20 protein-coding genes and 1 pseudogene are annotated in these 21,921 nt (G+C 61.7%); 13 read left to right on the top strand and 8 right to left on the bottom strand.

From position 1 onward, the window contains the following. The first annotated feature begins 20 nt into the window (after positions 1 to 20). The 7 genes from crcB (NKH89_RS03445) (at position 21) to NKH89_RS03415 (ending at position 6,065) form a co-directional block, all read left to right on the top strand. A complete protein-coding gene (crcB, locus tag NKH89_RS03445) occupies positions 21 to 407 on the top strand; it encodes a fluoride efflux transporter CrcB (protein ID WP_031193553.1) in 387 nt (128 codons plus the stop codon). A gap of 29 nt (positions 408 to 436) precedes the next feature. Further along, entirely contained in the window at positions 437 to 892 is a 456-nt protein-coding gene (gene crcB / locus NKH89_RS03440) for a fluoride efflux transporter CrcB (RefSeq protein ID WP_051409627.1), read from the top strand. Beyond that, positions 889 to 1,227 (top strand): DUF190 domain-containing protein, encoded by a 339-nt coding sequence (locus NKH89_RS03435; protein ID WP_023717530.1) that lies wholly within the window; start codon positions 889 to 891, stop codon positions 1,225 to 1,227. Before crcB (NKH89_RS03440) ends, NKH89_RS03435 begins: the two co-directional genes overlap by 4 nt. Positions 1,228 to 1,289: 62 nt before the next feature. Further along, positions 1,290 to 2,270 carry an RluA family pseudouridine synthase gene (locus tag NKH89_RS03430; RefSeq protein WP_352908405.1) on the top strand — a complete coding sequence of 327 codons (981 nt, stop codon included), beginning with the start codon at positions 1,290 to 1,292 and terminating at the stop codon, positions 2,268 to 2,270. Positions 2,271 to 2,338: 68 nt separating this feature from the next. Further along, a complete protein-coding gene (locus NKH89_RS03425; protein WP_084642491.1) occupies positions 2,339 to 3,196 on the top strand; it encodes a DMT family transporter in 858 nt (285 codons plus the stop codon). 2 nt (positions 3,197 to 3,198) lie between these two features. Continuing rightward, complete coding sequence (locus NKH89_RS03420; RefSeq protein WP_023717533.1) at positions 3,199 to 3,990, top strand: ATP12 family chaperone protein; 792 nt, start codon at positions 3,199 to 3,201, stop codon at positions 3,988 to 3,990. Between the two features lie 185 nt (positions 3,991 to 4,175). Further along, a complete protein-coding gene (locus NKH89_RS03415) occupies positions 4,176 to 6,065 on the top strand; it encodes an MFS transporter (RefSeq protein WP_023717534.1) in 1,890 nt (629 codons plus the stop codon). Between the two features lie 89 nt (positions 6,066 to 6,154). Here the strand turns inward: NKH89_RS03415 and NKH89_RS03410 are convergent, their stop codons facing one another. Then, entirely contained in the window at positions 6,155 to 6,349 is a 195-nt protein-coding gene (locus NKH89_RS03410) for a DUF2735 domain-containing protein (RefSeq protein WP_352496326.1), read from the bottom strand. A 319-nt stretch (positions 6,350 to 6,668) separates the two neighbouring features. Between NKH89_RS03410 and NKH89_RS03405 the strand changes: the two genes are divergently transcribed. Beyond that, on the top strand, positions 6,669 to 7,709 hold the full coding sequence (locus NKH89_RS03405; RefSeq protein ID WP_352908404.1) for a glutamine synthetase beta-grasp domain-containing protein: 1,041 nt from the start codon (positions 6,669 to 6,671) through the stop codon (positions 7,707 to 7,709). A 117-nt stretch (positions 7,710 to 7,826) separates the two neighbouring features. Here NKH89_RS03405 and glnA read toward each other — a convergent pair whose 3' ends face one another. Both glnA and NKH89_RS03395 read right to left on the bottom strand, forming a co-directional pair. Continuing rightward, positions 7,827 to 9,236: a type I glutamate--ammonia ligase gene (gene glnA, locus NKH89_RS03400; RefSeq protein WP_023717536.1), complete on the bottom strand. Its 1,410-nt coding sequence runs from the start codon at positions 9,234 to 9,236 to the stop codon at positions 7,827 to 7,829. Between the two features lie 54 nt (positions 9,237 to 9,290). Next, positions 9,291 to 9,629: a P-II family nitrogen regulator gene (locus NKH89_RS03395; RefSeq protein ID WP_019857988.1), complete on the bottom strand. Its 339-nt coding sequence runs from the start codon at positions 9,627 to 9,629 to the stop codon at positions 9,291 to 9,293. Positions 9,630 to 9,993: 364 nt separating this feature from the next. Between NKH89_RS03395 and NKH89_RS03390 the strand changes: the two genes are divergently transcribed. Both NKH89_RS03390 and NKH89_RS03385 read left to right on the top strand, forming a co-directional pair. After that, the gene (locus NKH89_RS03390) at positions 9,994 to 11,544 is read left to right on the top strand and encodes an NAD(P)H-hydrate dehydratase (protein WP_352908403.1); all 1,551 of its coding nucleotides are present in this window, start codon (positions 9,994 to 9,996) and stop codon (positions 11,542 to 11,544) included. Further along, positions 11,541 to 13,547 (top strand): hypothetical protein, encoded by a 2,007-nt coding sequence (locus NKH89_RS03385; RefSeq protein ID WP_352908402.1) that lies wholly within the window; start codon positions 11,541 to 11,543, stop codon positions 13,545 to 13,547. The genes NKH89_RS03390 and NKH89_RS03385 overlap by 4 nt, the downstream gene beginning before the upstream one ends. A gap of 43 nt (positions 13,548 to 13,590) precedes the next feature. Here the strand turns inward: NKH89_RS03385 and NKH89_RS03380 are convergent, their stop codons facing one another. Genes NKH89_RS03380 through NKH89_RS03370 form a run of 3 tightly spaced genes read right to left on the bottom strand, consistent with a single transcriptional unit; the run spans position 13,591 to position 16,202 of the window. Beyond that, complete coding sequence (locus tag NKH89_RS03380; RefSeq protein ID WP_156948022.1) at positions 13,591 to 13,809, bottom strand: hypothetical protein; 219 nt, start codon at positions 13,807 to 13,809, stop codon at positions 13,591 to 13,593. Then, positions 13,778 to 14,662, bottom strand: a complete 885-nt coding sequence (locus NKH89_RS03375) for a M48 family metallopeptidase (protein ID WP_352908401.1) — start codon at positions 14,660 to 14,662, stop codon at positions 13,778 to 13,780. The genes NKH89_RS03380 and NKH89_RS03375 overlap by 32 nt, the downstream gene beginning before the upstream one ends. 7 nt (positions 14,663 to 14,669) lie before the next feature. After that, on the bottom strand, positions 14,670 to 16,202 hold the full coding sequence (locus NKH89_RS03370) for an acyl-CoA carboxylase subunit beta (protein WP_352908400.1): 1,533 nt from the start codon (positions 16,200 to 16,202) through the stop codon (positions 14,670 to 14,672). Positions 16,203 to 16,589: 387 nt separating this feature from the next. Between NKH89_RS03370 and NKH89_RS03365 the strand changes: the two genes are divergently transcribed. Next, on the top strand, positions 16,590 to 18,008 hold the full coding sequence (locus NKH89_RS03365; protein WP_023717542.1) for a DEAD/DEAH box helicase: 1,419 nt from the start codon (positions 16,590 to 16,592) through the stop codon (positions 18,006 to 18,008). 102 nt (positions 18,009 to 18,110) lie between these two features. Here NKH89_RS03365 and NKH89_RS03360 read toward each other — a convergent pair. Together NKH89_RS03360 and NKH89_RS03355 are read right to left on the bottom strand one after the other, a co-directional pair. Continuing rightward, positions 18,111 to 19,085: pseudogene (locus NKH89_RS03360) on the bottom strand (alpha/beta hydrolase). 8 nt (positions 19,086 to 19,093) lie between these two features. Further along, the gene (locus NKH89_RS03355; RefSeq protein WP_352908399.1) at positions 19,094 to 19,915 is read right to left on the bottom strand and encodes an SDR family oxidoreductase; all 822 of its coding nucleotides are present in this window, start codon (positions 19,913 to 19,915) and stop codon (positions 19,094 to 19,096) included. Positions 19,916 to 20,130: 215 nt separating this feature from the next. On the opposite strand from NKH89_RS03355, the gene NKH89_RS03350 reads away from it, so the two are divergent. After that, positions 20,131 to 21,165, top strand: coding sequence for a cysteine synthase A (locus NKH89_RS03350; protein WP_023717544.1), 1,035 nt, complete (start codon positions 20,131 to 20,133; stop codon positions 21,163 to 21,165). Beyond that, a complete protein-coding gene (locus NKH89_RS03345; RefSeq protein WP_352496515.1) occupies positions 21,165 to 21,908 on the top strand; it encodes an alanyl-tRNA editing protein in 744 nt (247 codons plus the stop codon). The genes NKH89_RS03350 and NKH89_RS03345 overlap by 1 nt, the downstream gene beginning before the upstream one ends. Positions 21,909 to 21,921: the final 13 nt, after the last annotated feature.

Below are 21,921 nucleotides of genomic sequence, written 5' to 3'. Positions count from 1 at the left end.
AACTGGCGCGAGGGAGCACGATGTATCATCTGTTGCTTGTCTGTCTTGGTGGCGCGATCGGTGCAATGGCCCGCTTCTTCCTGTCCGGCTTCGTCGCCCGCCGGGTCGGCGAGACCTTTCCTTGGGGCACGATGGTCGTCAATGTGTCGGGGGCGTTTGCAATCGGCGTCGTTGCGCATGCCGTGGCGCGCGACGGCATGCCTGCCCTTTGGGCCTTTGTCGTCACCGGCGGCCTCGGCTGCTACACCACGGTCTCTTCATTCAGCCTGCAGACGCTGGCGCTGGCGCGTGAGGGCGAATGGCTGCGCGCCGGCGGAAATGTGCTGCTTTCGGTTTTCCTGAGCCTCGGCGGCGTGACGCTGGGCTTTGCCGCGGGAAGTCTTCTGATTGGCAGCGGGGCGCCATGAGCGGCCCGCAGAAGCTCCGCTCCGACGGGATGGCGGGGCGTGCGGCGCGCCTCATTGGCTCGCGCCGAACGAGCCAAACGGTTCGTATCTATGCGACCGTGACCGCTGGCAGCATGATCGGCGGCGTGCTGCGGGCGCTCGCCTCATTGGCGAGCACCGCCTGGTGGGGCACTGGATTTCCCTTCGGCACGCTCCTCGTCAACATTGTCGGCTCATTCCTCATCGGCTTCTATGCGACATTGACGGGACCGGATGGTCGCGTCTTCGCCAGTCCGCTGCAGCGCCAGTTCTTCATGGCCGGCTTCTGCGGTGGCCTGACGACCTTCTCCGCTTTCAGCCTTGAAACACTCACCCTCGCGCAAAGCGGGAAGCTTGTGGCGGCGGCACTCAATATCGCGATCTCCGTGGTGGCCTGGCTTGCCGCCGTCTGGCTTGGCCACATCTTTGCAGTGCGCCTCAACCAGCTGAGAGGATCCAGGCAATGAAGATACCACCACAGGCACAATTGCTGCGCATATTTATCGGCGAAAACGACAGGGCAGATGGCCGTCCGCTGTATGAGGTCATCGTGCTGAAGGCCCGCGAAATGCAGATTGCCGGCGCGACCGTCCTGCGCGGGGCGATGGGATTTGGCCATTCCAGCCGACTTCACACCACGAAGATCCTCCGTCTCTCGGAGGACCTTCCCCTTGTCATCGAGATCGTCGACGACGAGGAAAAATTGGCCGCTTTTCTGCCCGTGCTTGAAACAATCATGACAAGTGGCTTGATCACGCTGGAGAAAGTTCAGGTTCTGCAATATGGAACCGACAACGAATAACCGAGTGAGATTGCGGGTGCCGGCGAATGCCGTTGCATGTTCGCAAAACGGCGATTGGAATCATGGCAAGCGTTGAACAGATCACAGTGGATACCGGTGAGGCGGGCATGCGGCTCGACCGCTGGTTCAAGACCCATTTCCCCGGTCTCGGTTTCGGTCATCTGCAGAAGCTGCTGCGTTCCGGCCAGATCCGCGTCGACGGCGGCAGGGTGAAGGCCGATACACGCGTCGAAGCCGGCCAGACGGTGCGTGTGCCGCCGCTCGAAGTGGACAAGAAAGGCGAAAGCCCGCTCACCGGCCATTCGATACGCAACCAGGGCGATGCCGATGTCTTGGCCAAGATGCTGATCCATGAGGACCCGAAGGTCTTCGTCTTCAACAAGCCGGCCGGCCTGGCGGTGCAAGGCGGCTCCGGGGTCACCCGCAATGTCGACGACATGCTGGAAGCCTGGCGCAACCAGAAGGGCGAGAAGCCGCGTCTGGTGCACCGGCTCGACCGCGACACGTCGGGTGTTCTGGTTGTCGCCCGTACAAGGCTCGCCGCCATGAAGCTCGCCGAAGCGTTCCGGGCGCGTGAGACGAAGAAAACCTACTGGGCGCTGGTCAAGGGTGTGCCGCCGAAGCGCGAGGACAAGATCTCGACCTGGTTGATCAAGGAACCGACGCCCGACGGCGATCGCGTGCGCATCGCCAAGCATGGCGAAAAGGGTGCCGACCACGCCGTGTCCTACTACCGTGTCATCGAGCAGGCTGCACAGACGATGACCTGGCTGGAGATGGAGCCGTATACCGGCCGCACCCACCAGCTTCGTGTCCATGCCGCGCATATCGGCTGCCCGATCATCGGCGACCCCAAATATTTCGAGGCCGACACCAATTGGGATTTTCCCGGCGGCATGCAGAACCGCCTGCATCTGCACGCCCGCCGCATCGTCATCCCGCATCCCGATAAGGGGTTTGTCGACGTCACCGCGCCGATGCCGCCGCACATGCGCCAGAGCTGGAACCTGATCGGCTTCGACGACGCAAGCGCGGAGGACTAGGGCCGGTGGGCGTCGCCACAGATACGCTCGACCGCCGTGACGCGGTCGATCTGGCGGCCGCCGCCATCATGGTCGGGCTGACCTTTTCCTGGGGCCTGAACTACGTCGCCGCCAAGATCTCCTATGCCGGCTACGATCCCGTTTTCCTATCGATCGCCCGCTCGGTGATCGGCGGCCTGTGTGTTTTCGGCTGGTGCCGCTGGCGCGGCATCGCGCTGTTCACGCCCGACAAGACTCTCGTCGCCGGCATTCTGGCAGGCGCGCTTTTCGGTCTCGAGTTCCTGTTTCTGTATGTCGGGCTCGAGCACACCACCGTCGTGCGCAACACCTTGCTGGTCAACACCATGCCGTTCTGGATGCTGGTCGGCGGCCATTTCCTGCTGGACGAAAGCATCACGGCACGCAAGCTCGTTGGGCTTCTGCTCGCTTTCGCCGGGCTGGTCGCGGTGTTTTCCGACAAACTGAGCGCTAATGGTGGCGAGACGTTGAGCGGCGACCTGCTCAGTCTCGGCGCCGGCATTCTGTGGGCCGTGACCAACATTGTCATCAAGCGGTCGAAACTGGTGGAGGCCAGCGCCGAAAAGCTGCTGCTCTATCAGCTGGCCGGTGCCGCCGCCGTCGGCATTTTGGTGATGCCCTTTGCCGGGCCGCCCGTCCGCAGCTTTACCCTTCTGCCGACCTTGGCGCTGTTGTTCCAGGCCGTCTACGTTGTCGCCTTCACCTATGTGCTGTGGTTCTGGCTGCTGCGGCGCTACCCTGCATCTGGCCTGTCGAGCTTCACCTTCCTGTCGCCGGTCTTCGGCGTGCTTTGCGGCGCCGTGTTCTTGAACGAGCCGTTGACCGTTCGTATCTTTCTGGCACTCGGCCTGATCGCCGCCGGTCTTATCATCGTCAACCGGCCGGCCCGAAAACAAAGCCCCGGATGAGCATGCGCGATATTTTGAACGACCTCGAAGCTGGAAAGCAGCTCTCCGATCCGGATCCGGTGCGTCGCGCCCAGATCCAGATGAAGACGCCGCTGCCAAAACGCTTCTACAAGACCGTCGCGGTGGCACCGGTCGAGGATGGTTTTGCCGTCCATCTCGATGGCAAGCCCGTCCGCACGCCCGCCAAGGCGCTGCTGGCGCTGCCGACCGAAAAGGCGGCTGCTCTTATTGCGGACGAATTCGCCGCACAGGAGGAGACCATCGACCCGGTAACGATGCCGTTGATGCGTCTGGTCAATACGGCAATCGATGGGGTCGCCAGTGATCCCCAGGCGGTGCTGGAGGACATCCTGCGTTTCGCCTCATCAGATATGCTCTGCTACCGCGCCGATGCACCACAGGGGTTGGTCGACCGGCAGAACGAGCATTGGGATCCGGTCATCGACTGGGCGCGCAGCGCGCTCGGCGCCCGGTTCCAGCTCGCCGAAGGCGTGATCCACGTCGAGCAGCCGCGCGAGAGTATCGCGCTGCTTGGCCAGCATCTAGCCCAACGTGCCGATCCGCTGCGCCTTGCTGCCATCCACGTCATGACCTCGCTGACCGGATCGGCGCTGCTGGCGCTGGCCGTCGATTTCGGCGAGCTCGACGGCGAGGTGGCCTGGGCTGCCGGCCATGTCGACGAGGACTGGCAGGCCGAGCAATGGGGCCATGATGCCGAGGCCGTCGCCCGCCGCGCCGCCCGCAAGCGCGACATGATGGCGGCAGTCAGCCTGCTCGAAGCGCTCAAAGGCTGACGGCACCGCCCGCTATTTCGCACTGCACATTAGACCAAAGTCATAATCCCAAAGGCGGTCTGCCTCTGGGCACTGCTTTCTGTCATTTTTTGCACCGGTGGCTGCACTGAGTCTGCGTTCCGAGGAAACGCGGACGATGACGCGCAGCATCGAGGACCGACGGAATCACACGGGAGGATACACTCATGGCAATGGCATCGACCGCCGGCAAAACAAGCCGCGGCATGACGCGCGAGGAGAAGAAGGTCATCTTCGCCTCCTCGCTCGGCACCGTTTTCGAATGGTATGATTTTTATCTCTACGGCTCGTTGGCAGTGTTCATTGGTTCGACTTTTTTCAGCCCAACCATCCCGGAAGCTACGCGCAATATCTTCGCGCTGCTGGCTTTCGCCGCTGGCTTCCTCGTGCGTCCGTTCGGCGCATTGCTGTTCGGCCGCATCGGCGATCTTGTCGGCCGTAAATACACTTTCCTTGTCACGATGACGATCATGGGCCTGTCGACCTTCCTGGTCGGCTTGCTGCCTGGCTATGCGACTTTGGGCATTGCCGCTCCCGTGATCCTGATCATCTTGCGCATGTTGCAAGGCCTGGCGCTCGGTGGCGAGTATGGCGGTGCCGCGACCTATGTCGCCGAGCACGCACCCGACGATCGCCGCGGCTACTACACGTCGTGGATACAGACGACGGCAACGCTCGGCCTGTTCCTGTCGCTGGTCGTCATCCTGATCGTCCAGGGGTCGATGGCCAAGGAAACCTACGCCGCGTGGGGTTGGCGCATTCCTTTCATCGTTTCCTTTCTGCTCCTCGGGATTTCGATATGGATCCGGCTGTCGCTTTCTGAATCGCCGACCTTCCAGCGCATGAAGGACGAAGGCAAAGGCTCCAAGGCGCCATTGACGGAAGCCTTCGGCCAATGGAAGAACGCAAAGATTGCGCTGCTGGCACTGCTCGGCCTCACAGCCGGCCAGGCCGTGGTCTGGTACAATGGCCAGTTCTACGCGCTGTTCTTCCTAACCAACGTGCTCAAGGTCGACGCGCAGTCGGTCAACATCATGATCGCAATCGCGCTGGCGGTCGGCTCCATCTTTTTCGTCGTGTTCGGCTGGCTCTCCGACAAGATCGGTCGCAAGCCGATCATCATGGCCGGCCTTGCACTGGCGATCGTCTGCACTTTCCCGTTGTTCAAGGCGCTGACCTGGGCAGCCAACCCGGCGCTCGCCACCGCGCAGCAAAACACGCGCGCGACGGTCACCGCGGCACCGGGCGACTGCAAGTTCCAGTTCAATCCGGTGGGCACGGCGAAGTTCACGACGTCCTGCGATATCGCCACCTCGTTCTTGACCAAGAACTCAGTGCCTTATGACGTGGTAACGACGGCAGCCCCCGGCACTGCAGCGTCGGTCAAAATCGGCAACGAGACAGTTGAGTCGTACGACGCGACTGCGGCCGGCGATCAAGCCAAGGCTAAGGACGCCGTTTTCGCCAAAGCGGTAAACACAGCGCTTCGGGACGGCGGCTATCCGCTGAAGCGGGCAGCGGCCAAGGTGCCGGACCAGAAGCTTGAGGCCTTCATTGCGGCCAATCCCGAGCTGAAGCTCGATACGGCCGCGATCCGCTCCGGCGACAAGGCGACGGTCCCGACCGACCAGGCGATCAAGGACAAGCTGCTGACTGCCGATGAGGCTGCGGGAGCCCCCGAGGTCACTGTCTACACCATACCGGGCGGCGGTCCCTTTGCCATGTTTGCCGACCCGGCCGCGGTCAACTGGCCGATGACGATCGCCATCCTGTTCGTCCTCGTGATCTTCGTCACGATGGTGTACGGGCCGATCGCCGCGATCCTGGTCGAGATGTTTCCGACCCGCATCCGCTACACCGGAATGTCGCTGCCCTACCATATCGGCAATGGCTGGTTCGGCGGGCTGCTGCCGGCGACGGTGTTCGCGCTCAGCGCCTACAAGGGCGACATCTACTACGGTCTCTGGTACCCGGTGGTGATCGCGGCGATGTCGCTGGTCATCGGCATGATCTTCATCAGGGATACCCTCGGAACAGACCTGCATACCAAGCAATAGCCGACCTGTCCCGATTCAAAGCAAAGCCCGGCGCGAGCGATCGCGCCGGGCTTTGCGATTCATCGGAGGGAGACGAGAGATGGGGAGGCTCAGCTCTTCCGATCCTGTTTCGCTTCCTCGATCGCTGCCTCATGATACCAGGCACTTCCGAAATCCGTGCGGTTGCGCAAAGAAGCAAGTTCTGCCGCGAACTTAGCCTTTCCGCTTAAATTTGAGGCAGGCACGCGCGCTGCCACCGGGAACATCAGGATTTTGGCCGACTGACGAGTGGAAGTGATTTCCATTGTCGGTTTCCTTTCTTCGACAGAACCTAGCCGATTCAACCTTTCCCCAAGATAGGTTCAGCAATCGAATTAGGCAATATGATTATAAAAAGATCAATAGGTGCACATTATTTATGCAAACTATGCTTGTGAGTGATCCCAGCGCACCATTGCAGCGGCCCGGCAATTTTGCGCCGATGCGACCTCACTTTTGCCGCATCCGTCGCCGGCGAGAATGGCACACGAATTGCATTTTAGTAATCCGGCAGGTCGGCTGCTGGATAGGCCGGCTCGCCCCGGCGCCATCCAGGGTTCGGTGATCAAGCAACGAGAGGCTAGAATGACGAAATACAAGCTCGAGTACATTTGGCTCGATGGATACACCCCGGTTCCCAATCTCCGCGGAAAGACGCAGGTCAAGGACTATGCCGAGTTTCCGACGCTCGACCAGCTTCCGCTGTGGGGCTTCGACGGTTCTTCGACCATGCAGGCCGAGGGCCACAGCTCCGACTGCGTTTTGAAGCCGGTTGCCGTTTATCCGGATCCCGCCCGCACCAATGGCGCGCTCGTCATGTGCGAGGTCATGATGCCGGACGGCGTGACGCCGCATACGTCCAACAAGCGCGCCACCATTCTCGACGACGAGGGCGCCTGGTTCGGCTTCGAGCAGGAATATTTCTTCTACAAGGACGGCCGCCCGCTCGGCTTCCCCGAGAGTGGCTATCCGGCGCCGCAAGGCCCGTACTACACCGGCGTCGGCTACAGCAATGTCGGCTCCGTCGCCAGGCAGATCGTCGAGGAGCATCTCGACCTTTGCCTCGCCGCCGGCATCAACCATGAAGGCATCAACGCCGAAGTGGCCAAAGGCCAGTGGGAATTCCAGATTTTCGGCAAGGGCTCCAAGAAGGCCGCCGACCAGATGTGGATGGCACGCTATCTGATGCAGCGCCTGACCGAGAAATACGGCATCGACATCGAATATCACTGCAAGCCGCTCGGCGATACCGACTGGAACGGCTCCGGCATGCATGCCAACTTCTCGACCGCCTATATGCGAGAAGTCGGCGGCAAGGCGTATTTCGAAGCGCTGATGGCGGCTTTCGACAAGAACCTGATGGATCACATCGCCGTCTACGGTCCGGACAACGACAAGCGTTTGACCGGCAAGCACGAGACCGCGCCGTGGAACAGGTTCAGCTACGGCATCGCCGACCGCGGCGCCTCGATCCGTGTGCCGCACTCCTTCATCAACAACGGCTACAAGGGCTATCTCGAGGATCGCCGTCCGAACTCGCAGGGCGACCCCTACCAGATTGCCTCGCAGATATTGAAGACGATCGCCTCCGTCCCGACCAGCGCCGAGGTTTCGGCCGCGGCTTGAACATTCGTCCCGGCGTAGACCTCAGGTCTGCGCCGTGACGTTCTCTCCGATCGCATCGCAATAAAAAAAACCCCGGCGTCTCCGCCGGGGTTTTTTTGTTGGCTGCAACGATCCAGATCAGACCGAATAGTACATATCGTATTCGACCGGATGCGGGGTCATTTCGAAGCGCATCACCTCGGCCATCTTAAGCTCGATGTAGCTGTCGATCTGGTCGTCGTCGAAGACGCCGCCGGCCTTCAGGAAGCCGCGGTCCTTGTCGAGGCTCTGCAGGGCTTCGCGCAGCGAGCCGCAGACGGTCGGGATCTTCTTCAATTCCTTCGGCGGAAGGTCGTAGAGATCCTTGTCCATCGGCTGTCCCGGGTGGATCTTGTTCTTGATGCCGTCGAGGCCGGCCATCAGCATGGCGGCGAAGGCAAGATAGGGGTTCGCGCCCGGATCGGGGAAGCGGACCTCGACGCGCTTGGCCTTCGGCGACGAGCCGAACGGAATACGGCACGAGGCCGAGCGGTTGCGTGCCGAATAGGCGAGCAGCACCGGCGCTTCATAGCCGGGTACCAGGCGCTTGTAGGAGTTGGTCAGCGGGTTGGTGAAGGCGTTGATCGCCTTGGCATGCTTGATGATACCACCGATGTAGAACAGGCAGCTCTCGGACAGGCCGGCATATTCGTTGCCGGCGAAGGTCGGCTTGCCTTCCTTCCAGATCGACTGGTGGACGTGCATGCCAGAGCCATTGTCGCCGAATACCGGCTTCGGCATGAAAGTGGCCGTCTTGCCGTACGCATTGGCGACCTGGTGCACGACATATTTGTAGATCAGCATCTTGTCGGCGTTGCGGACCAGCGTGTCGAACTTGATGCCGAGCTCGTGCTGGGCGGCGGCCACTTCATGGTGGTGCTTTTCGACGCGCACGCCCATCTCGGCGAGCACGGTGAGCATTTCCGAGCGCATGTCCTGTGCCGAATCGATCGGCGGCACCGGGAAATAGCCGCCCTTGATGCGCGGCCGGTGGCCGAGGTTACCCGTCTCGTAATCGGTGTCGTCATTGGACGGCAATTCGGTCGAATCCAGCCGGAAGCCGGTATTGTAGGGATCGGCCTTGTACTTGACGTCGTCGAACACGAAGAACTCGGCTTCAGGACCGACGAAGATCTGGTCGCCGATGCCTTCCGCCTTCATGTAGGCCTCGGCCTTTTTGGCGGTGCCGCGCGGGTCGCGGTTGTAGGATTCTCCCGAGATCGGGTCGAGGATGTCGCACAGGATGACCATGGTCGACTGAGCGAAGAACGGGTCCATATGCACCGTATCGGGATCGGGCATCAGCACCATGTCGGACTCGTTGATCGCCTTCCAGCCGGCGATCGAGGAACCGTCGAACATGACACCATCGGCAAACATGTCTTCCTCGACCTCGACGACATCCATCGTAACGTGCTGCAGTTTGCCCTTCGGATCGGTGAAGCGCAGATCGACGAACTTCACGTCGTTGTCCTTGATCTGCTTCATGATGTCTTTGGCTGTCGTCATGTCCCTGCTTCCCTATGTGATGACGTTTTGAACATGGCCTTTTAACGGGAAAATTCAGACCGCGTCCATGCCGGTTTCGCCGGTGCGGATGCGCACGACTTCCTCAATGTTGGAGACGAAGATCTTGCCGTCGCCAATGCGACCGGTCTGGGCCGCCTTGCGGATGGCTTCGATCGCGGCTTCGACCGCATCGTCGCCGAGCACGACCTCGATTTTCACCTTCGGCAGGAAGTCGACGACATATTCGGCACCGCGATAAAGCTCGGTATGGCCCTTCTGGCGGCCAAACCCTTTGGCCTCGGTAACGGTGATACCTTGCAGCCCGGCCTCCTGAAGCGCTTCTTTCACTTCGTCTAGCTTGAACGGCTTGATGATCGCTTCGATCTTTTTCATGTAAAAAGTGGCCTCCACTGCCAAAAAAGACGGGTTGTGAGCCCCGCTTGCGCTTCAATCAAGCACGAACTGTGCCAATTGATGGGGCGCCGAGCAGCCTCACATGATTTGGATACCATGCCGCGCAGGAATGTACATTCGCATCATTCGCTGCGTCGGATGCGCCATGAACACCGCGAGCCTACACACCGCCGGTCCTGCCGTCCGCACAAAAATTGGGCAGATCGGATATTTCATGAGCAGCTGCGCGCCGTCGTCCCGAACGAGGTACGCCGCCAACTTTGCTTAGGGACCTTCGTTGTTTGCGTCGGATCAAAAACTGGACAATGCTTGGGGAAATGATGTGCATGTCGCCTGATATTCCATGAGCAACGAACTTTTGTCTCCGTCTGAAATGGCCGAGGCCGATCGGCTGGCGATTGCGGCCGGGCCACTCGATGGCTTCGGCCTCATGCGGCGCGCCGGCGAAGCGGTCGCTGCCGTCGTCCTGGCGCGCTATCCCCAGGCGAGACGCGTCCATGTCCTGTGCGGCCCCGGCAACAATGGCGGCGACGGCTATGTCGTGGCGCGGTTGTTGGCAGAGGCCGGCATGAACGTTGCCGTATGGGCCGAAGGCAAGCAGAAACCCGGAAGCGATGCCGCGTTGGCCTCTGATGCCTGCAACTTGCCCGTGGAACACATTGGCCATTGCTACCCGGAAGCGGGTGAAGTGGTCGTGGACGCACTCTACGGCGCGGGACTGTCCAAGGACATTTCGATGCATGCGTTGGCCGTCTCAGGCTTGAGCAGCGCTGAGCGCGTCCCGGTGGTCTCGATCGATTTGCCTTCGGGTGTGTCAGGCGAGACCGGCTTGACTAACGCTCACTTCCAGGCCGAGGTCACGGTGACTTTCGTGCGGAAAAAGCCAGGCCATCTGCTGATGCCGGGGCGCGAGCTGTGCGGCGAGATCATCGTCGCCGATATCGGCATTCCGGATGGGATCATCGATCAGCTCAAGGTCACGGCGTTCGAGAACACACCGGAACTTTGGCTGCGATGGTACTACCCGAGAACGGCTGTCGATTCGCATAAATACAAGCGTGGCCATGTTGCTGTCTTTTCCGGCGGACCGAGTGCGACGGGCGCAGCGAGGTTGTCGGCCATGGCCGCGGCTCGCAGTGGGGCAGGGGCAGTAACTGTGCTTTCACCTGGAAACGCCATGCAGGTGAACGCCGCGCATCTGACCTCGATCATGCTGCGCGAGGCCGGCTCGCTCGAAGAGGTGCAGGAATTCCTCGTGGCGCGGCATCCCGAGGCGCTGGTGTTCGGACCGGGGCTCGGGCCGAAACCCAAGGTCGGCGATTTCGCATTGCAGTTGATTGCGGCGATCGCGGATCTGACCCGCGCATCAGCGGCTACGCCTGAAATTCACGCCAGTGCCATCGTTCTGGATGCCGACGCCATCACCTCGTTGGCGCTTCAGCCTCAGGCACTGTTCGACGCAGCGCGTCAGACATGGTCACCGGCACTGGTGCTGACGCCACATGAGGGTGAATTCGCCAGGCTTTTTCCAGATATCGCTGGGAACAAAAAACAGTCCAAAGTGACCAAGGCGCGCGAAGCAGCAAAGCGCGCCAATGCCATTGTCGTCTACAAGGGTGCCGACACGGTGATCGCGGCGCCCGACGGCAGGGCCGCGATCAATGCCAACGGTGCGCCGTGGCTGGCCACGGCTGGCTCTGGTGACGTTCTGTCGGGGATCGCGGCCGGATTGCTGGCGCAAGGCATGGCGGCCTTCCAGGCTGCCTGCGCGGCGGTCTGGATCCACGCCGAGGCCGGCCGTCGTTTCGGGCCCGGCTTGATCGCCGAGGATCTACCGTCGGCTCTGGTGCCAGTGCTGCGGGAATTGATCGAAAGCCAGCCGGACCTTCGATGAGACGCATTGCACTCCTTTTCACCACGCTCGTCATGGCCGCTTTGGCGACACTGTCAGCGAATGCCGCTGAGCAGCCGGTGACCATCGTCGATGATCCAGCGGTACTTGCTGCTCTCGATGCCAAGGGCTTTGGCTTCGCCGGCATTTTCGGCGTCGACGGCAAGGGCGATTTGAAGACGCTTTATGACAAGGCGCCGGCTTACCACGCGATCGTCGAAACGATTGCAAGCGACGTCGCAGCATTGCGGACCGAGATGAAGGCCGGCGGCCGGCCGCTGTACGAGGTGACCGACGGCAATGTTGGCCGTGTCATGGACATGCGCTGGCTGAGGACCGACGCAGCGCGCTTCCGTCTCGTCGGCGTGGTCAACCGGCTCGACCGGCGCGACTTCGCCGCGCTGAAAGGCGACGGGAGTTGCGGCGAAGTGCGCTTCATCTATCGCCTCGCCTACAGCTTCAAGAAGAACGGCAAGGTTTTGGCCTCGCGCCTGCCGTTCAATTTCAGTGCCGTCTACAATGCCACGCCGGATGTCGATGGCGGCTGTGTCGGCGTCGCCGGACGCTGGGCACCACAGCTCGACGAGAGCGTCGATGCCGGCTGGCTGATCGGTGGGCCGCTGGAAAGAGCGGCGCTCACCTTCAAGCAGCTCGAGCTCAATGCGCAAGTGGTCCGCTTCCCCTCCGGCCAGGAGACCGAATTCGGCGGGCAGGCTGCCTATCTCATGCGAATTTTCGGCATCGACGGAACGGCTGTCAGCGAAAAGCCGCTGGAAAACACGCCCGACATGGCACGTCTTGCCGAAGACGCCGCGCTGAAAGCAAGACTTGCCGACTATGTCCGCACCAATGTTGCGGCGGTCGATCTAGGCGTCTACCAAATCCCCGATGAGTTTTTGGCAAGGAAGGTCATTTCGTGGTCGACCTTCGGCAGCGCAAGGCAGGCCAACCACCCGTTCACGCCGCTGTTCCAGCCCGCGGATTTCGAAGGGCTCGATTTCTCTGTGCTGAAGCTGGTGCGCACGCCAGAGGCATTGGTCGAGCGGCTGGACAACGGCGCCTGCCAAGGCTGCCATCAGGCGGGCTCGACCGCCGGTTTCCATTTCATCGGCCTCGATGACAAGACGACCTCGCCGCTCAACCGCATCGAGGTCGGCATCTCGCCGCATCTCCACGCCGACATCCCGCGTCGCGTCGCCTGGCTGCACGCGACTGCCGACGGCAAGGAACCGAACCGCTTCCGCCCGCTGTCCTTCGCGCCGCCGGCGACATGGAGCGATGCTGGACAGATCGCCTATTCGCCGGCCGAGATGGCGATGCCGTGCCTGATGCCGGCGGATGCGGCCCGCTTTGGCGCGACTCGGCAATGCGGCGGCGGCACCGTCTGCACGCCGCTGGCGACCGTGTCCGGCGTGCGCACCAAGCTGGCGCAATGCCTGCTGCCCAAGGACAGCGAAAACATGTTTTCCGGCCATCCATGCCTGACCGGCTCGATCGCCAGCAACCCGGCACAGCCTTTCAATGACCGCTATACCATCACCGGCCAGTTCGCGGCGTTCGCGCCAAGCATTTCGCGTGCCGGCTACACCTGCCGGCCGCCGAAGATCGGCGTGCCGGCGGGGATTGCCTATCGCGGCTGCGACGACCGGGATCGCAGCTTTGCCGCCTTCAAGACGGGCAAACCGATGCCGAACGAGATTTGCGGGTTGGTCGGCGGCAAAAAATTCGACACCTGCGTAGCGACCAATAATTTCGACCAGTGCCTGGGCGGTGCCGTCAATCGCGGCAATCGTCCTGCCTGCTCGGCCGACCATTTCTGCCGCGAGGATTACATGTGCCAGTCGCTGCCACCCGATACGCCCGGCATCGGCAAGGTGAAAGGCATCGGCTTCTGCTCGCCGACCTATTTTATCTTCCAGATGCGCATCGACAATCACGCCACGCCGTGGTCGGGCGCTGCCCACGCGACGATGGGGGCCGGGTTCGGTGCTGCGGAAGAGGAATAGGCCACCGACTGAGGCATTGGCCGCAGTAGTTCCAGGTGGATAGCTATCGATCGAGGTCGTCGGCGATGTTCGATGTCCATTCGCCGTCGAAATGGCGGACGCGTTCGGCGACGAACGCATCGCTCAGCAGGCTCGACAAGGCAGAAACCAGAATTGGTTCTATCTCTGGAGCCGAGCTAAATCCAAGAGCAATCAGACGTTCGGACCAGGGCGGATGGTCCGCACTTTCGTTATCTCGCGCGTCCCACGCCTTTTTGAGCATACTCCTGCAGAATGGGAAGTCTCGACAAGTGAGCGGCGGCCGCCAGGACCCTTTCGAGTGGTGGACGGGGCGGAGCCATGGCGCCAAGCAGTTCACGCTGGAGCGGGCTATAGACTTGATCATCGAAGAACGCACTGGCGGCACCGATCAGAAGCAGGGCGCGGGCCGCATCATGTGCGTCGCCGGACGTCGCTGCATGGCGATCTGCGTCAATTTCCGCTCGTCGCGACAACCGTATTTCTTCGCGCTCCAGAGTGCGCGACAGCGGACCAAGCATCCAGTAGAACAGGCTGCCTGAAACGGTTTTCCCCGGAGGAGCGAAGTCGAAGATTAGATCGAAGCTTTTCTCGAGTTCGGCCAGGTTGCGTCCGCCATTTGTATCTTTGTTTTTCAGATGGGCGTCCTCATGAGCCAAGATCGCCGCAAATGCCTTTTGGTCGGTCGCTGCGAGCAATGGCAGGCCGATGGTGAGAATCGGCCTGCGACCAAGCAAGCCTAGAAACGGCCGCTCTTCACCGACGCTGGCGTTGAGATCGTCGCTCAGGATGATCCTCGTTCGGCTGGCGCGGTGTTTGCCGGCAATACTCTCCCAGACAGCCCACAGCTTCGGGGCTGATTCCCGAGTAATCCCCTTGACCTTGCTGGGTCGAAAACCGGCGAACAATGTTCCGATCAACAGAACGATGGCCAGCATCGCGGCCGGGATTGCAACAGCACCAGTCGCGATGACGGCGAGCGGATGCCAATCGAGGAGCCAGAACCACAGGACTATTGGGCAGAACAGCGGGAGAGCGAAGAGCAGGATGGCAAATCTGCCGAAACGCGCTCCCATGTAGAGGACCAGGCGCGACATCAGCCCCTCACAGCGGGATGTTGTCGTGTTTCTTCCAAGGGTTTTGCATATCCTTGTTGCGCAGCATCCTGAGCGCGCGGGCGATGCGGCGGCGGGTCGAATGCGGCATGATCACCTCGTCGACATAGCCGCGCTCGGCGGCAACGAAGGGCGATAGAAAGCGATCCTCGTAAGCCTTTGTGTGTGCTGCAATTTTCTCCGCGTCGCCGATGTCCTTGCGATAGATGATCTCGACCGCGCCCCTGGCGCCCATCACCGCAATCTGCGCCGTTGGCCAGGCATAGTTCATGTCGCCGCGCAGATGTTTTGACGCCATGACATCATAGGCGCCGCCATAGGCCTTTCTGGTGATGACGGTGATCTTTGGCACGGTCGCTTCGGCATAGGCGAACAGAAGCTTGGCGCCGTGCTTGATCAACCCGCCATATTCCTGCGCGGTGCCGGGCAGTAAGCCCGGCACGTCGACGAAGGTGACGATCGGGATCGAGAAGCAGTCGCAGAAGCGCACGAAACGCGCGGCCTTGCGGCTGGCATCCGAATCGAGCACGCCGGCCAGCACCATCGGCTGGTTGGCCACGAAGCCGACTGTGCGGCCTTCGACACGGCCGAAGCCGGTGACGATGTTTTTCGCAAAATTCTGCTGGATCTCGAAGAAGTCACCCTCGTCGGAAACTTTAAGGATCAACTCTTTGATGTCGTAAGGTTTGTTGGCATTGTCGGGGATCAGCCGGTCGAGCGACAGATCGTGATCGGTGACCGATTGGTAGCATTCGATCTCGGGAATTTCCGCCGTGTTGGAGGCGGGCAGCAGATCGACCAGCCGGCGCATCTGCAGCAGCGCCTCGACGTCATTGTCGTAGGCTCCGTCGGCGATCGAGGACTTCGTCGTGTGGACGGAAGCGCCGCCGAGGCTTTCGGCGGTGACCGTCTCATTGGTGACGGTCTTCACCACATCCGGGCCGGTGACGAACATATAGGAGGTGTCGCGGACCATGAAGATGAAGTCGGTCATCGCCGGCGAATAGACGTCGCCGCCGGCGCAAGGGCCCATGATCAGTGAAATCTGCGGAATGACGCCGGAGGCCAGTACATTGCGCTGGAAGATCTCGGCATAGCCGCCGAGGGCCGCCACGCCTTCCTGGATGCGGGCGCCGCCGGCGTCGTAGAGGCCGATGATCGGCGCGCGGTTGCGCAGTGCCATCTCCTGCACCTTGACCACCTTTTCGGCATGCGCCTCGGACAGCGAGCCGCCGAACACGGTGAAATCCTTGGCGAAAAGATAGACCGGGCGACCGTTGACGGTGCCCCAGCCGGTAACGACGCCGTCGCCGGCGATCTTGGTTTTCTCCATGCCGAAATCGGTCGAGCGGTGCTCGACATACATGTCGAACTCCTCGAACGAGCCCTCGTCGAGAAAGACGTCTATGCGTTCGCGGGCGGTCAGCTTGCCCTTCTTGTGCTGGGCGTCGATGCGGGCCTGGCCGCCGCCCATGCGAGCGACCTCGCGGCGGCGCTCGAGTTCCTTCAGCACGTCCTTCATGACCGGTCCCCGAAACGGAAAGCTTGATTGTGGTAATCATGCCTGGGGGAGAGCGCAAGCGCCGCTTCCTAATGGCTTTTGCTGCGCTGCAGCATCAGGCCCCTTGCATTTCGATGCGAACTGGGCCATATGCGGCGGCATAGGCGCTTGGGCCGGGATAATCCGGCCTTCTCGATGAATGAGACTGGTTGCGTCTGTTTTCCCTCTTCCCGACATATCGGCAAGGTGGCGAAAAAGCCCCGTGGCATGATGCCTGCGGGCACGACAGCGCTGCCGTGCGGACGATAACGTCCGCCCGCCTTGTCGTTTCATGACAATTTTCGACGGCAGGTTGCGCCCTGCCGCCATTGATGTTTGCGGCCAGGAGCCGCATGAAAGAAGAATATTTTGACCAATGAAAACACTTTGACCGGTAAGGACGCTGGGGAACTGAACGGTTTCGCCGCACTTGGAATTACCGGCGCACTGCTCAAGGCCACGAATGCCGCCGGCTTTACCGATCCGAAGCCGATCCAGGCCCAGGCGATCCCGCCGCAGCTCGAAGGCCGCGACATTTTCGGCATCGCCCAGACCGGCTCGGGCAAGACGGCGGCGTTCGCGCTGCCGATCCTGTCGAAGATCATCGCACTTGGCACCAAGCGCCGGCCGAAGACAGCCCGCGCACTGATCCTGGCGCCGACGCGCGAACTCGCCGTGCAGATCGAGGAGATGATCAAGCTGCTTGCCAAGGGCGCGCATGTCTCGACAGCGCTGGTGCTTGGCGGCGTCTCGCGCTTCAGCCAGGTGAAGAAGGTTGCGCCCGGCGTCGACATCCTGATCGCAACGCCAGGTCGGCTGACCGACCTGGTGCGTGAAGGCGACCTCGTGCTTGCCGACACCAAATGGCTGGTGCTGGATGAAGGCGACCGCATGCTCGACATGGGCTTCATCAACGACGTCAAGCGCATCGCCAGGGCGACGGCGCCGGACCGTCAGACGGTGCTGTTCTCGGCAACCATGCCGGCCGAAATCGCCGAACTGGCGAAAGGCCTGCTGAAGAACCCGATTCGCGTCGAAGTCGCTCCTCACAGCACCGCGGCCGCCGAGATCGTGCAGGGCGTCGTCTTTGCCCGCACCAAGCAGAAGCGTCAGGTGCTGGCCAACATGCTTGCCGACGAGGCGATGAAGTCCGTCATCATCTTTTCGCGCACCAAGCATGGCGCCGACAGGGTGACAAAGGATCTCGAGCGTGACGGCTTCAAGGCCGCCGTCATCCACGGCAACAAGTCGCAGAACGCTCGCCAGAAGGCACTCAACGATTTCCGCGAGGGTTCGGTGCGCATTCTCGTGGCGACCGACATTGCGGCACGCGGCATCGACGTGCCGGGCATTAGCCATGTGGTGAATTTCGACCTGCCGGACGAGGCGGAGAGCTATGTCCACCGCATCGGCCGCACCGGCCGCAACGGCATGGACGGCATCGCCATCACGCTCTGCGACCCGTCCGAAAACAGCAAGCTGCGCCAGGTCGAGCGCATCATCCGCACCAAGCTGCCGATCGTTGCCGACCATCTCGGCAGCCCCGATCCGCAGCGCAATCCCGCCGAGAAGAACGAGCGCAGTTTCGAACCGGCCAATGATCGCAACGACCACAATGGCCGTCGCGACGGCAGGCGGCCCGGCGGCGCAAACAACGGCTTCGGCAAGAAGCGGTTCGGCGACAAGCCAGCCTTTGCGGGCGAGCGCAAGCCGGAAGGCGCCAAGCCCTTCAAGGGCAACAACAAGCGCCGCTTCGGCGGTAAGCGGCCGGCAGCGCGGGCCGCATAGCCTGACCGTGTTGCGGTCGGCCAAGCTTGGCTTGGTCACTCACGATTGAAAAGGGAGACCGGAGTGATGCTCCGGTCGCCCTTTTGCTTTGAGGCCTTTGGTTTACTTCACCACCGCCTCGACCCACACGACAATCCGCTGCGCCAGGAAAGCCGTGGTCGATGGCGACAGCGCGTCACCCGCAATGACGTGGTTGTCGGGGTCGCCGGTATCGTCGACCGGCACCAATTCATGTGCGGCGCCCCAGCGAGCCGCGATTTCGCGGGTGCGATCTGGTCGTACCACCTTGTCCGAATCCGAAAAGATGAACAGGGCAGGGATGGACGTCTTCTCCACCGGCGCGCCGTAGGCAAGCTCTGTCAGCGCCGCCATCGGCAATGTCGCGGCGATCGGGTAGCGTTAGGTCCAGAACCTTTCATGCAGCGCGTTGCGCGGCACGAAGCCACGCTCCTTGCCGGCGACGAGCTCGACGATCTGTCTGCCCCACGGTAGGGTCAGCAATTCGGCGCCGGAAGCCTTGACGCCGAAATTCGGCGAGATGAATGCGATCGCCGCGACGCTGTTCGATGCGCTTGGCTGCGTCGCGGCCCACGCCGCCAGCGAGCCGCCGGTCGAGGTGGCTATGACGATCACCTTGTCGCCGATCGCTCGGCCGATAGCGAGCGCTTCCTCGTAGTCGTTGATCCAGGCACCGACGCTGCCTTGCGTCATCGCGGCGCCATCCTGTCCATGTCCCCTCAGGCGCGTGTAGAAAAGATTGGCGTCAAGCTGGTCGGCCACCTCGTCGGGCAATGGACGAATCTCGCCCTTCGACGCAGAAAAACCGTGGATGTAAACGATCGCGAATGGCGTCTTGGCATGGACCATCGGGTCGGCCCAGATGATTTCCTTGTCCAGCCCGTCGCGGATGCCGGGCACGGCCGCCTCCTGGCGCGCCAGATAGGCCTGCGGATCGTCGCCGATTGCTGAGGGATCGAAACGGATTGTGGTTACGACGAGGACGCGCGGACCAAGCGCCAAGGCCAGGACAAGGATGAGGACGAGACCCAGCACCGCAAACATCATCCGTCGCCCCATCACGGATCCTATTCGACCGGTGGCTTGCGGTCGAAATTCAACGGCCGCGCATTCCAGCGGGTGACCGTGCTGATCACCCATCGGCAGAACGGCCTTGGCAGTATTCTGAGCAGCTTCAGTGTCCAGCTCAGGCGGCGTGGGAAAGTGACTTCGAAGCCGCCACATTCGATGCCTCGCGCGATGCGGCGCGAGGCCAGATTGACCGGCATCAAGCCCGGCATCGGCAGGAAGTTCTTCTCGGTCAGCCGCGTGTCGACAAAGCCCGGATTCATCACCTGGATGCGGACGTTCATCTTGTCGAAATCGTATTTCAGCGACTCGGCCAAGATATTGACTGCCGCCTTGGTGCCGCCATAGGCGGCGGTGGTGGGCCAGCCGAAATAGGCGGTGACCGAACCGATCAGCACGACATGGCCGCGCGAGCGCACGCGCATGCGTTCGATGACGGGCAGCAGGCCATTGATGATGCCGAAATAATTGACTTCGAAAGACCGACGAAAATTGCGCGCGACAAGATCCTCGCCCGGCGTTGCGATATAGCTTCCCGCGTTGAACACTGCCAACACGATCGGACCGAGATCTTTCTCGATCGTTGCAACCGTCTTTGCCATGCGTTTTTCGTCGGTCACGTCGCAGGGAAAGGCTACGACACGGCCCGCCATCTGCGCCGTTTCGACGATGAGCGTATCGATCGGATGGTCATCGGGCGCAGTCACCGCGACGACATAGCCCTGAGCGGCAAGATCCTTGGCCAGCGAACGGCCGATACCGCTGCTGCCGCCCGTAATCCAGGCGACGCCATGCTTCGGATTGGCCCGATAGAGTGTCATGCTGCGCCCCGCCGGCTCTTCTTAGCCTGTGCTCTAGCGGTGAAGAAATCGAATGAAAAGAGTGCTTTTCGGTACATGGTTGAAATGAATGCCGGCCGGGCGCGCCTGGCTGCAGCAATTGCAGTGTGCGAAATGCGACTGGACCAAGCAAATTCTTGCCTTGAAACCGAAGCTTCGGGTTTCTAGGGTTTCGCCGCACCCACAAAGGAATCTCCATGCCCCGTTCTGTGATCGACGTGATCGGCAACACGCCCCTGATCCGCCTCAACAAGGCCTCGGAAGCAACCGGCTGCGAGATTCTGGGCAAGGCCGAATTCATGAATCCCGGGCAGTCGGTCAAGGACCGCGCCGGCCTGTTCATAATCCGCGATGCGGAACAGCGCGGGCTGCTGCGGCCCGGCGGCGTCATCGTCGAAGGGACGGCCGGAAATACCGGCATCGGATTGACACTGGTTGCCAAGGCGCTCGGCTACCGCACGGTGATCGTCATTCCCGATACCCAGAGCCAGGAGAAGAAGGATACGATCAAACTGCTCGGCGCCGAGCTGATCGAAGTGCCAGCCGTGCCCTACAAGAACCCGAACAACTACGTGAAGCTGTCGGGCCGGCTGGCCGAGCAAATGGCGAAGACCGAGCCGAACGGCGCGATCTGGGCCAACCAGTTCGACAATGTCGCCAACCGCGACGGCCATATCCGCACCACAGCCGAAGAAATCTGGAACCAGACCGGCGGCAAGGTGGATGGTTTCGTGTCGGCGGTCGGTTCCGGCGGCACGCTGGCAGGCGTTGGCTTCGGGCTGAAGGCCAAGAACAGCCAGGTCAAGATCGCACTGGCCGATCCGCTGGGGGCTGCGCTCTATTCCTTCTACACCAGCGGCGAGTTGAAATCCGAGGGCAGTTCGATCACCGAAGGCATCGGGCAGGGGCGGATCACCGCCAACCTCCAAGGCTTTACACCCGATTTTGCCTTCCAGATCCCCGACGAGGACGCACTGCCGATCGTATTCGACCTGATCCAGGAGGAGGGACTTTGCGTTGGCGGTTCGACCGGTATCAACATTGCCGGCGCCATTCGCCTGGCGCGCGAGCTAGGCCCCGGCCAAACCATCGTGACCATGCTTTGCGACTACGGCACGCGCTATCAGTCGAAGCTGTTCAATCCTGAATTCCTGCGCGAAAAGAAGCTGCCGGTGCCGGGCTGGATGGAGCAACGGAGCACGATTTCGGTGCCGTTCGAAAGGGTCGCGTGATGGCGCACAAGACCGAAGCGCTGTTTCGTGACGACGCCTATCTGGGGACGGCCGACGCCACCGTCGTCGCAGTCAACGATCGCGGCGGCATCATTCTGGACCGGACCGTGTTTTACGCCACATCGGGCGGGCAGCCGGGCGACACTGGCAGCCTCGAACGCACCGACGGCACCGGCATTGCGATTGCCGCTACGATCACCGGCGAAACCAAGGACGAGATCATCCATGTGCCGGCGCCGGAGCAGGCGGTTCCACGGTTGGGCGAGCGGATGAGGCTCGCCATCGACTGGCCGCGGCGGCAGCTGCTGATGCGGATGCACTCGGCCTGCCATCTGCTTACCGTCGTCTGTCCGTTCCCGATCACCGGTGCCGCGGTTTCCGAGGACGACAGCCGTATCGATTTCGACATCCCGGATGCCGGCTTCACCAAGGAAGACGTGACGGCCAGGCTGATGGAACTGGTGCGGGCCGACCACCCGATCTTCACCCGGCTGATCTCCGACGAGGAGCTGGCATCCAATCCAAGCCTGGTGAAATCCAAGAATGTGCGGCCGCCGGCCGGCACGGGAAAGATCAGGCTGGTCTGCATCGGCGAGAATGCTTCGGTCGACAGCCAGCCTTGCGGCGGTACCCATGTGAGGAGCACCGGCGAAATCGGCGAGATCCATATCGGCAAGATCGAGAAGAAGGGCCGCGAGAACCGGCGCTTCCGCATTCGCTTTGGCCCGATGCCGCCAGCCTGATATAGGACTGGGA

This window comes from Mesorhizobium sp. M0923, assembly GCF_040319365.1.
Taxonomy (GTDB): Bacteria; Pseudomonadota; Alphaproteobacteria; order Rhizobiales; family Rhizobiaceae; genus Mesorhizobium.
Note: the sequence above shows the minus strand (reverse complement) of the source record. Positions and strands in the feature narration are given on the sequence as shown.

Excerpts from the sequence above, each read along its gene's own strand:
- NKH89_RS03370 (WP_352908400.1), bottom strand. The coding sequence starts at position 16,202 with ATGAAGGACGTGCTGAAGGAACTCGAGCGCCGCCGCGAGGTCGCTCGC.
- NKH89_RS03380 (WP_156948022.1), bottom strand. The coding sequence starts at position 13,809 with ATGCTCAAAAAGGCGTGGGACGCGCGAGATAACGAAAGTGCGGACCAT.
- NKH89_RS03375 (WP_352908401.1), bottom strand. The coding sequence starts at position 14,662 with ATGTCGCGCCTGGTCCTCTACATGGGAGCGCGTTTCGGCAGATTTGCC.
- NKH89_RS03425 (WP_084642491.1), top strand. The coding sequence starts at position 2,339 with ATGGTCGGGCTGACCTTTTCCTGGGGCCTGAACTACGTCGCCGCCAAG.
- glnA (WP_023717536.1), bottom strand. The coding sequence starts at position 9,236 with ATGACGACAGCCAAAGACATCATGAAGCAGATCAAGGACAACGACGTG.
- crcB (WP_031193553.1), top strand. The coding sequence starts at position 21 with ATGTATCATCTGTTGCTTGTCTGTCTTGGTGGCGCGATCGGTGCAATG.
- NKH89_RS03415 (WP_023717534.1), top strand. The coding sequence starts at position 4,176 with ATGGCAATGGCATCGACCGCCGGCAAAACAAGCCGCGGCATGACGCGC.
- NKH89_RS03395 (WP_019857988.1), bottom strand. The coding sequence starts at position 9,629 with ATGAAAAAGATCGAAGCGATCATCAAGCCGTTCAAGCTAGACGAAGTG.
- NKH89_RS03410 (WP_352496326.1), bottom strand. The coding sequence starts at position 6,349 with ATGGAAATCACTTCCACTCGTCAGTCGGCCAAAATCCTGATGTTCCCG.
- NKH89_RS03390 (WP_352908403.1), top strand. The coding sequence starts at position 9,994 with ATGAGCAACGAACTTTTGTCTCCGTCTGAAATGGCCGAGGCCGATCGG.
- NKH89_RS03385 (WP_352908402.1), top strand. The coding sequence starts at position 11,541 with ATGAGACGCATTGCACTCCTTTTCACCACGCTCGTCATGGCCGCTTTG.
- NKH89_RS03435 (WP_023717530.1), top strand. The coding sequence starts at position 889 with ATGAAGATACCACCACAGGCACAATTGCTGCGCATATTTATCGGCGAA.
- NKH89_RS03405 (WP_352908404.1), top strand. The coding sequence starts at position 6,669 with ATGACGAAATACAAGCTCGAGTACATTTGGCTCGATGGATACACCCCG.
- NKH89_RS03430 (WP_352908405.1), top strand. The coding sequence starts at position 1,290 with ATGGCAAGCGTTGAACAGATCACAGTGGATACCGGTGAGGCGGGCATG.
- NKH89_RS03420 (WP_023717533.1), top strand. The coding sequence starts at position 3,199 with ATGCGCGATATTTTGAACGACCTCGAAGCTGGAAAGCAGCTCTCCGAT.
- NKH89_RS03350 (WP_023717544.1), top strand. The coding sequence starts at position 20,131 with ATGCCCCGTTCTGTGATCGACGTGATCGGCAACACGCCCCTGATCCGC.
- NKH89_RS03345 (WP_352496515.1), top strand. The coding sequence starts at position 21,165 with ATGGCGCACAAGACCGAAGCGCTGTTTCGTGACGACGCCTATCTGGGG.
- crcB (WP_051409627.1), top strand. The coding sequence starts at position 437 with ATGGCGGGGCGTGCGGCGCGCCTCATTGGCTCGCGCCGAACGAGCCAA.
- NKH89_RS03355 (WP_352908399.1), bottom strand. The coding sequence starts at position 19,915 with ATGACACTCTATCGGGCCAATCCGAAGCATGGCGTCGCCTGGATTACG.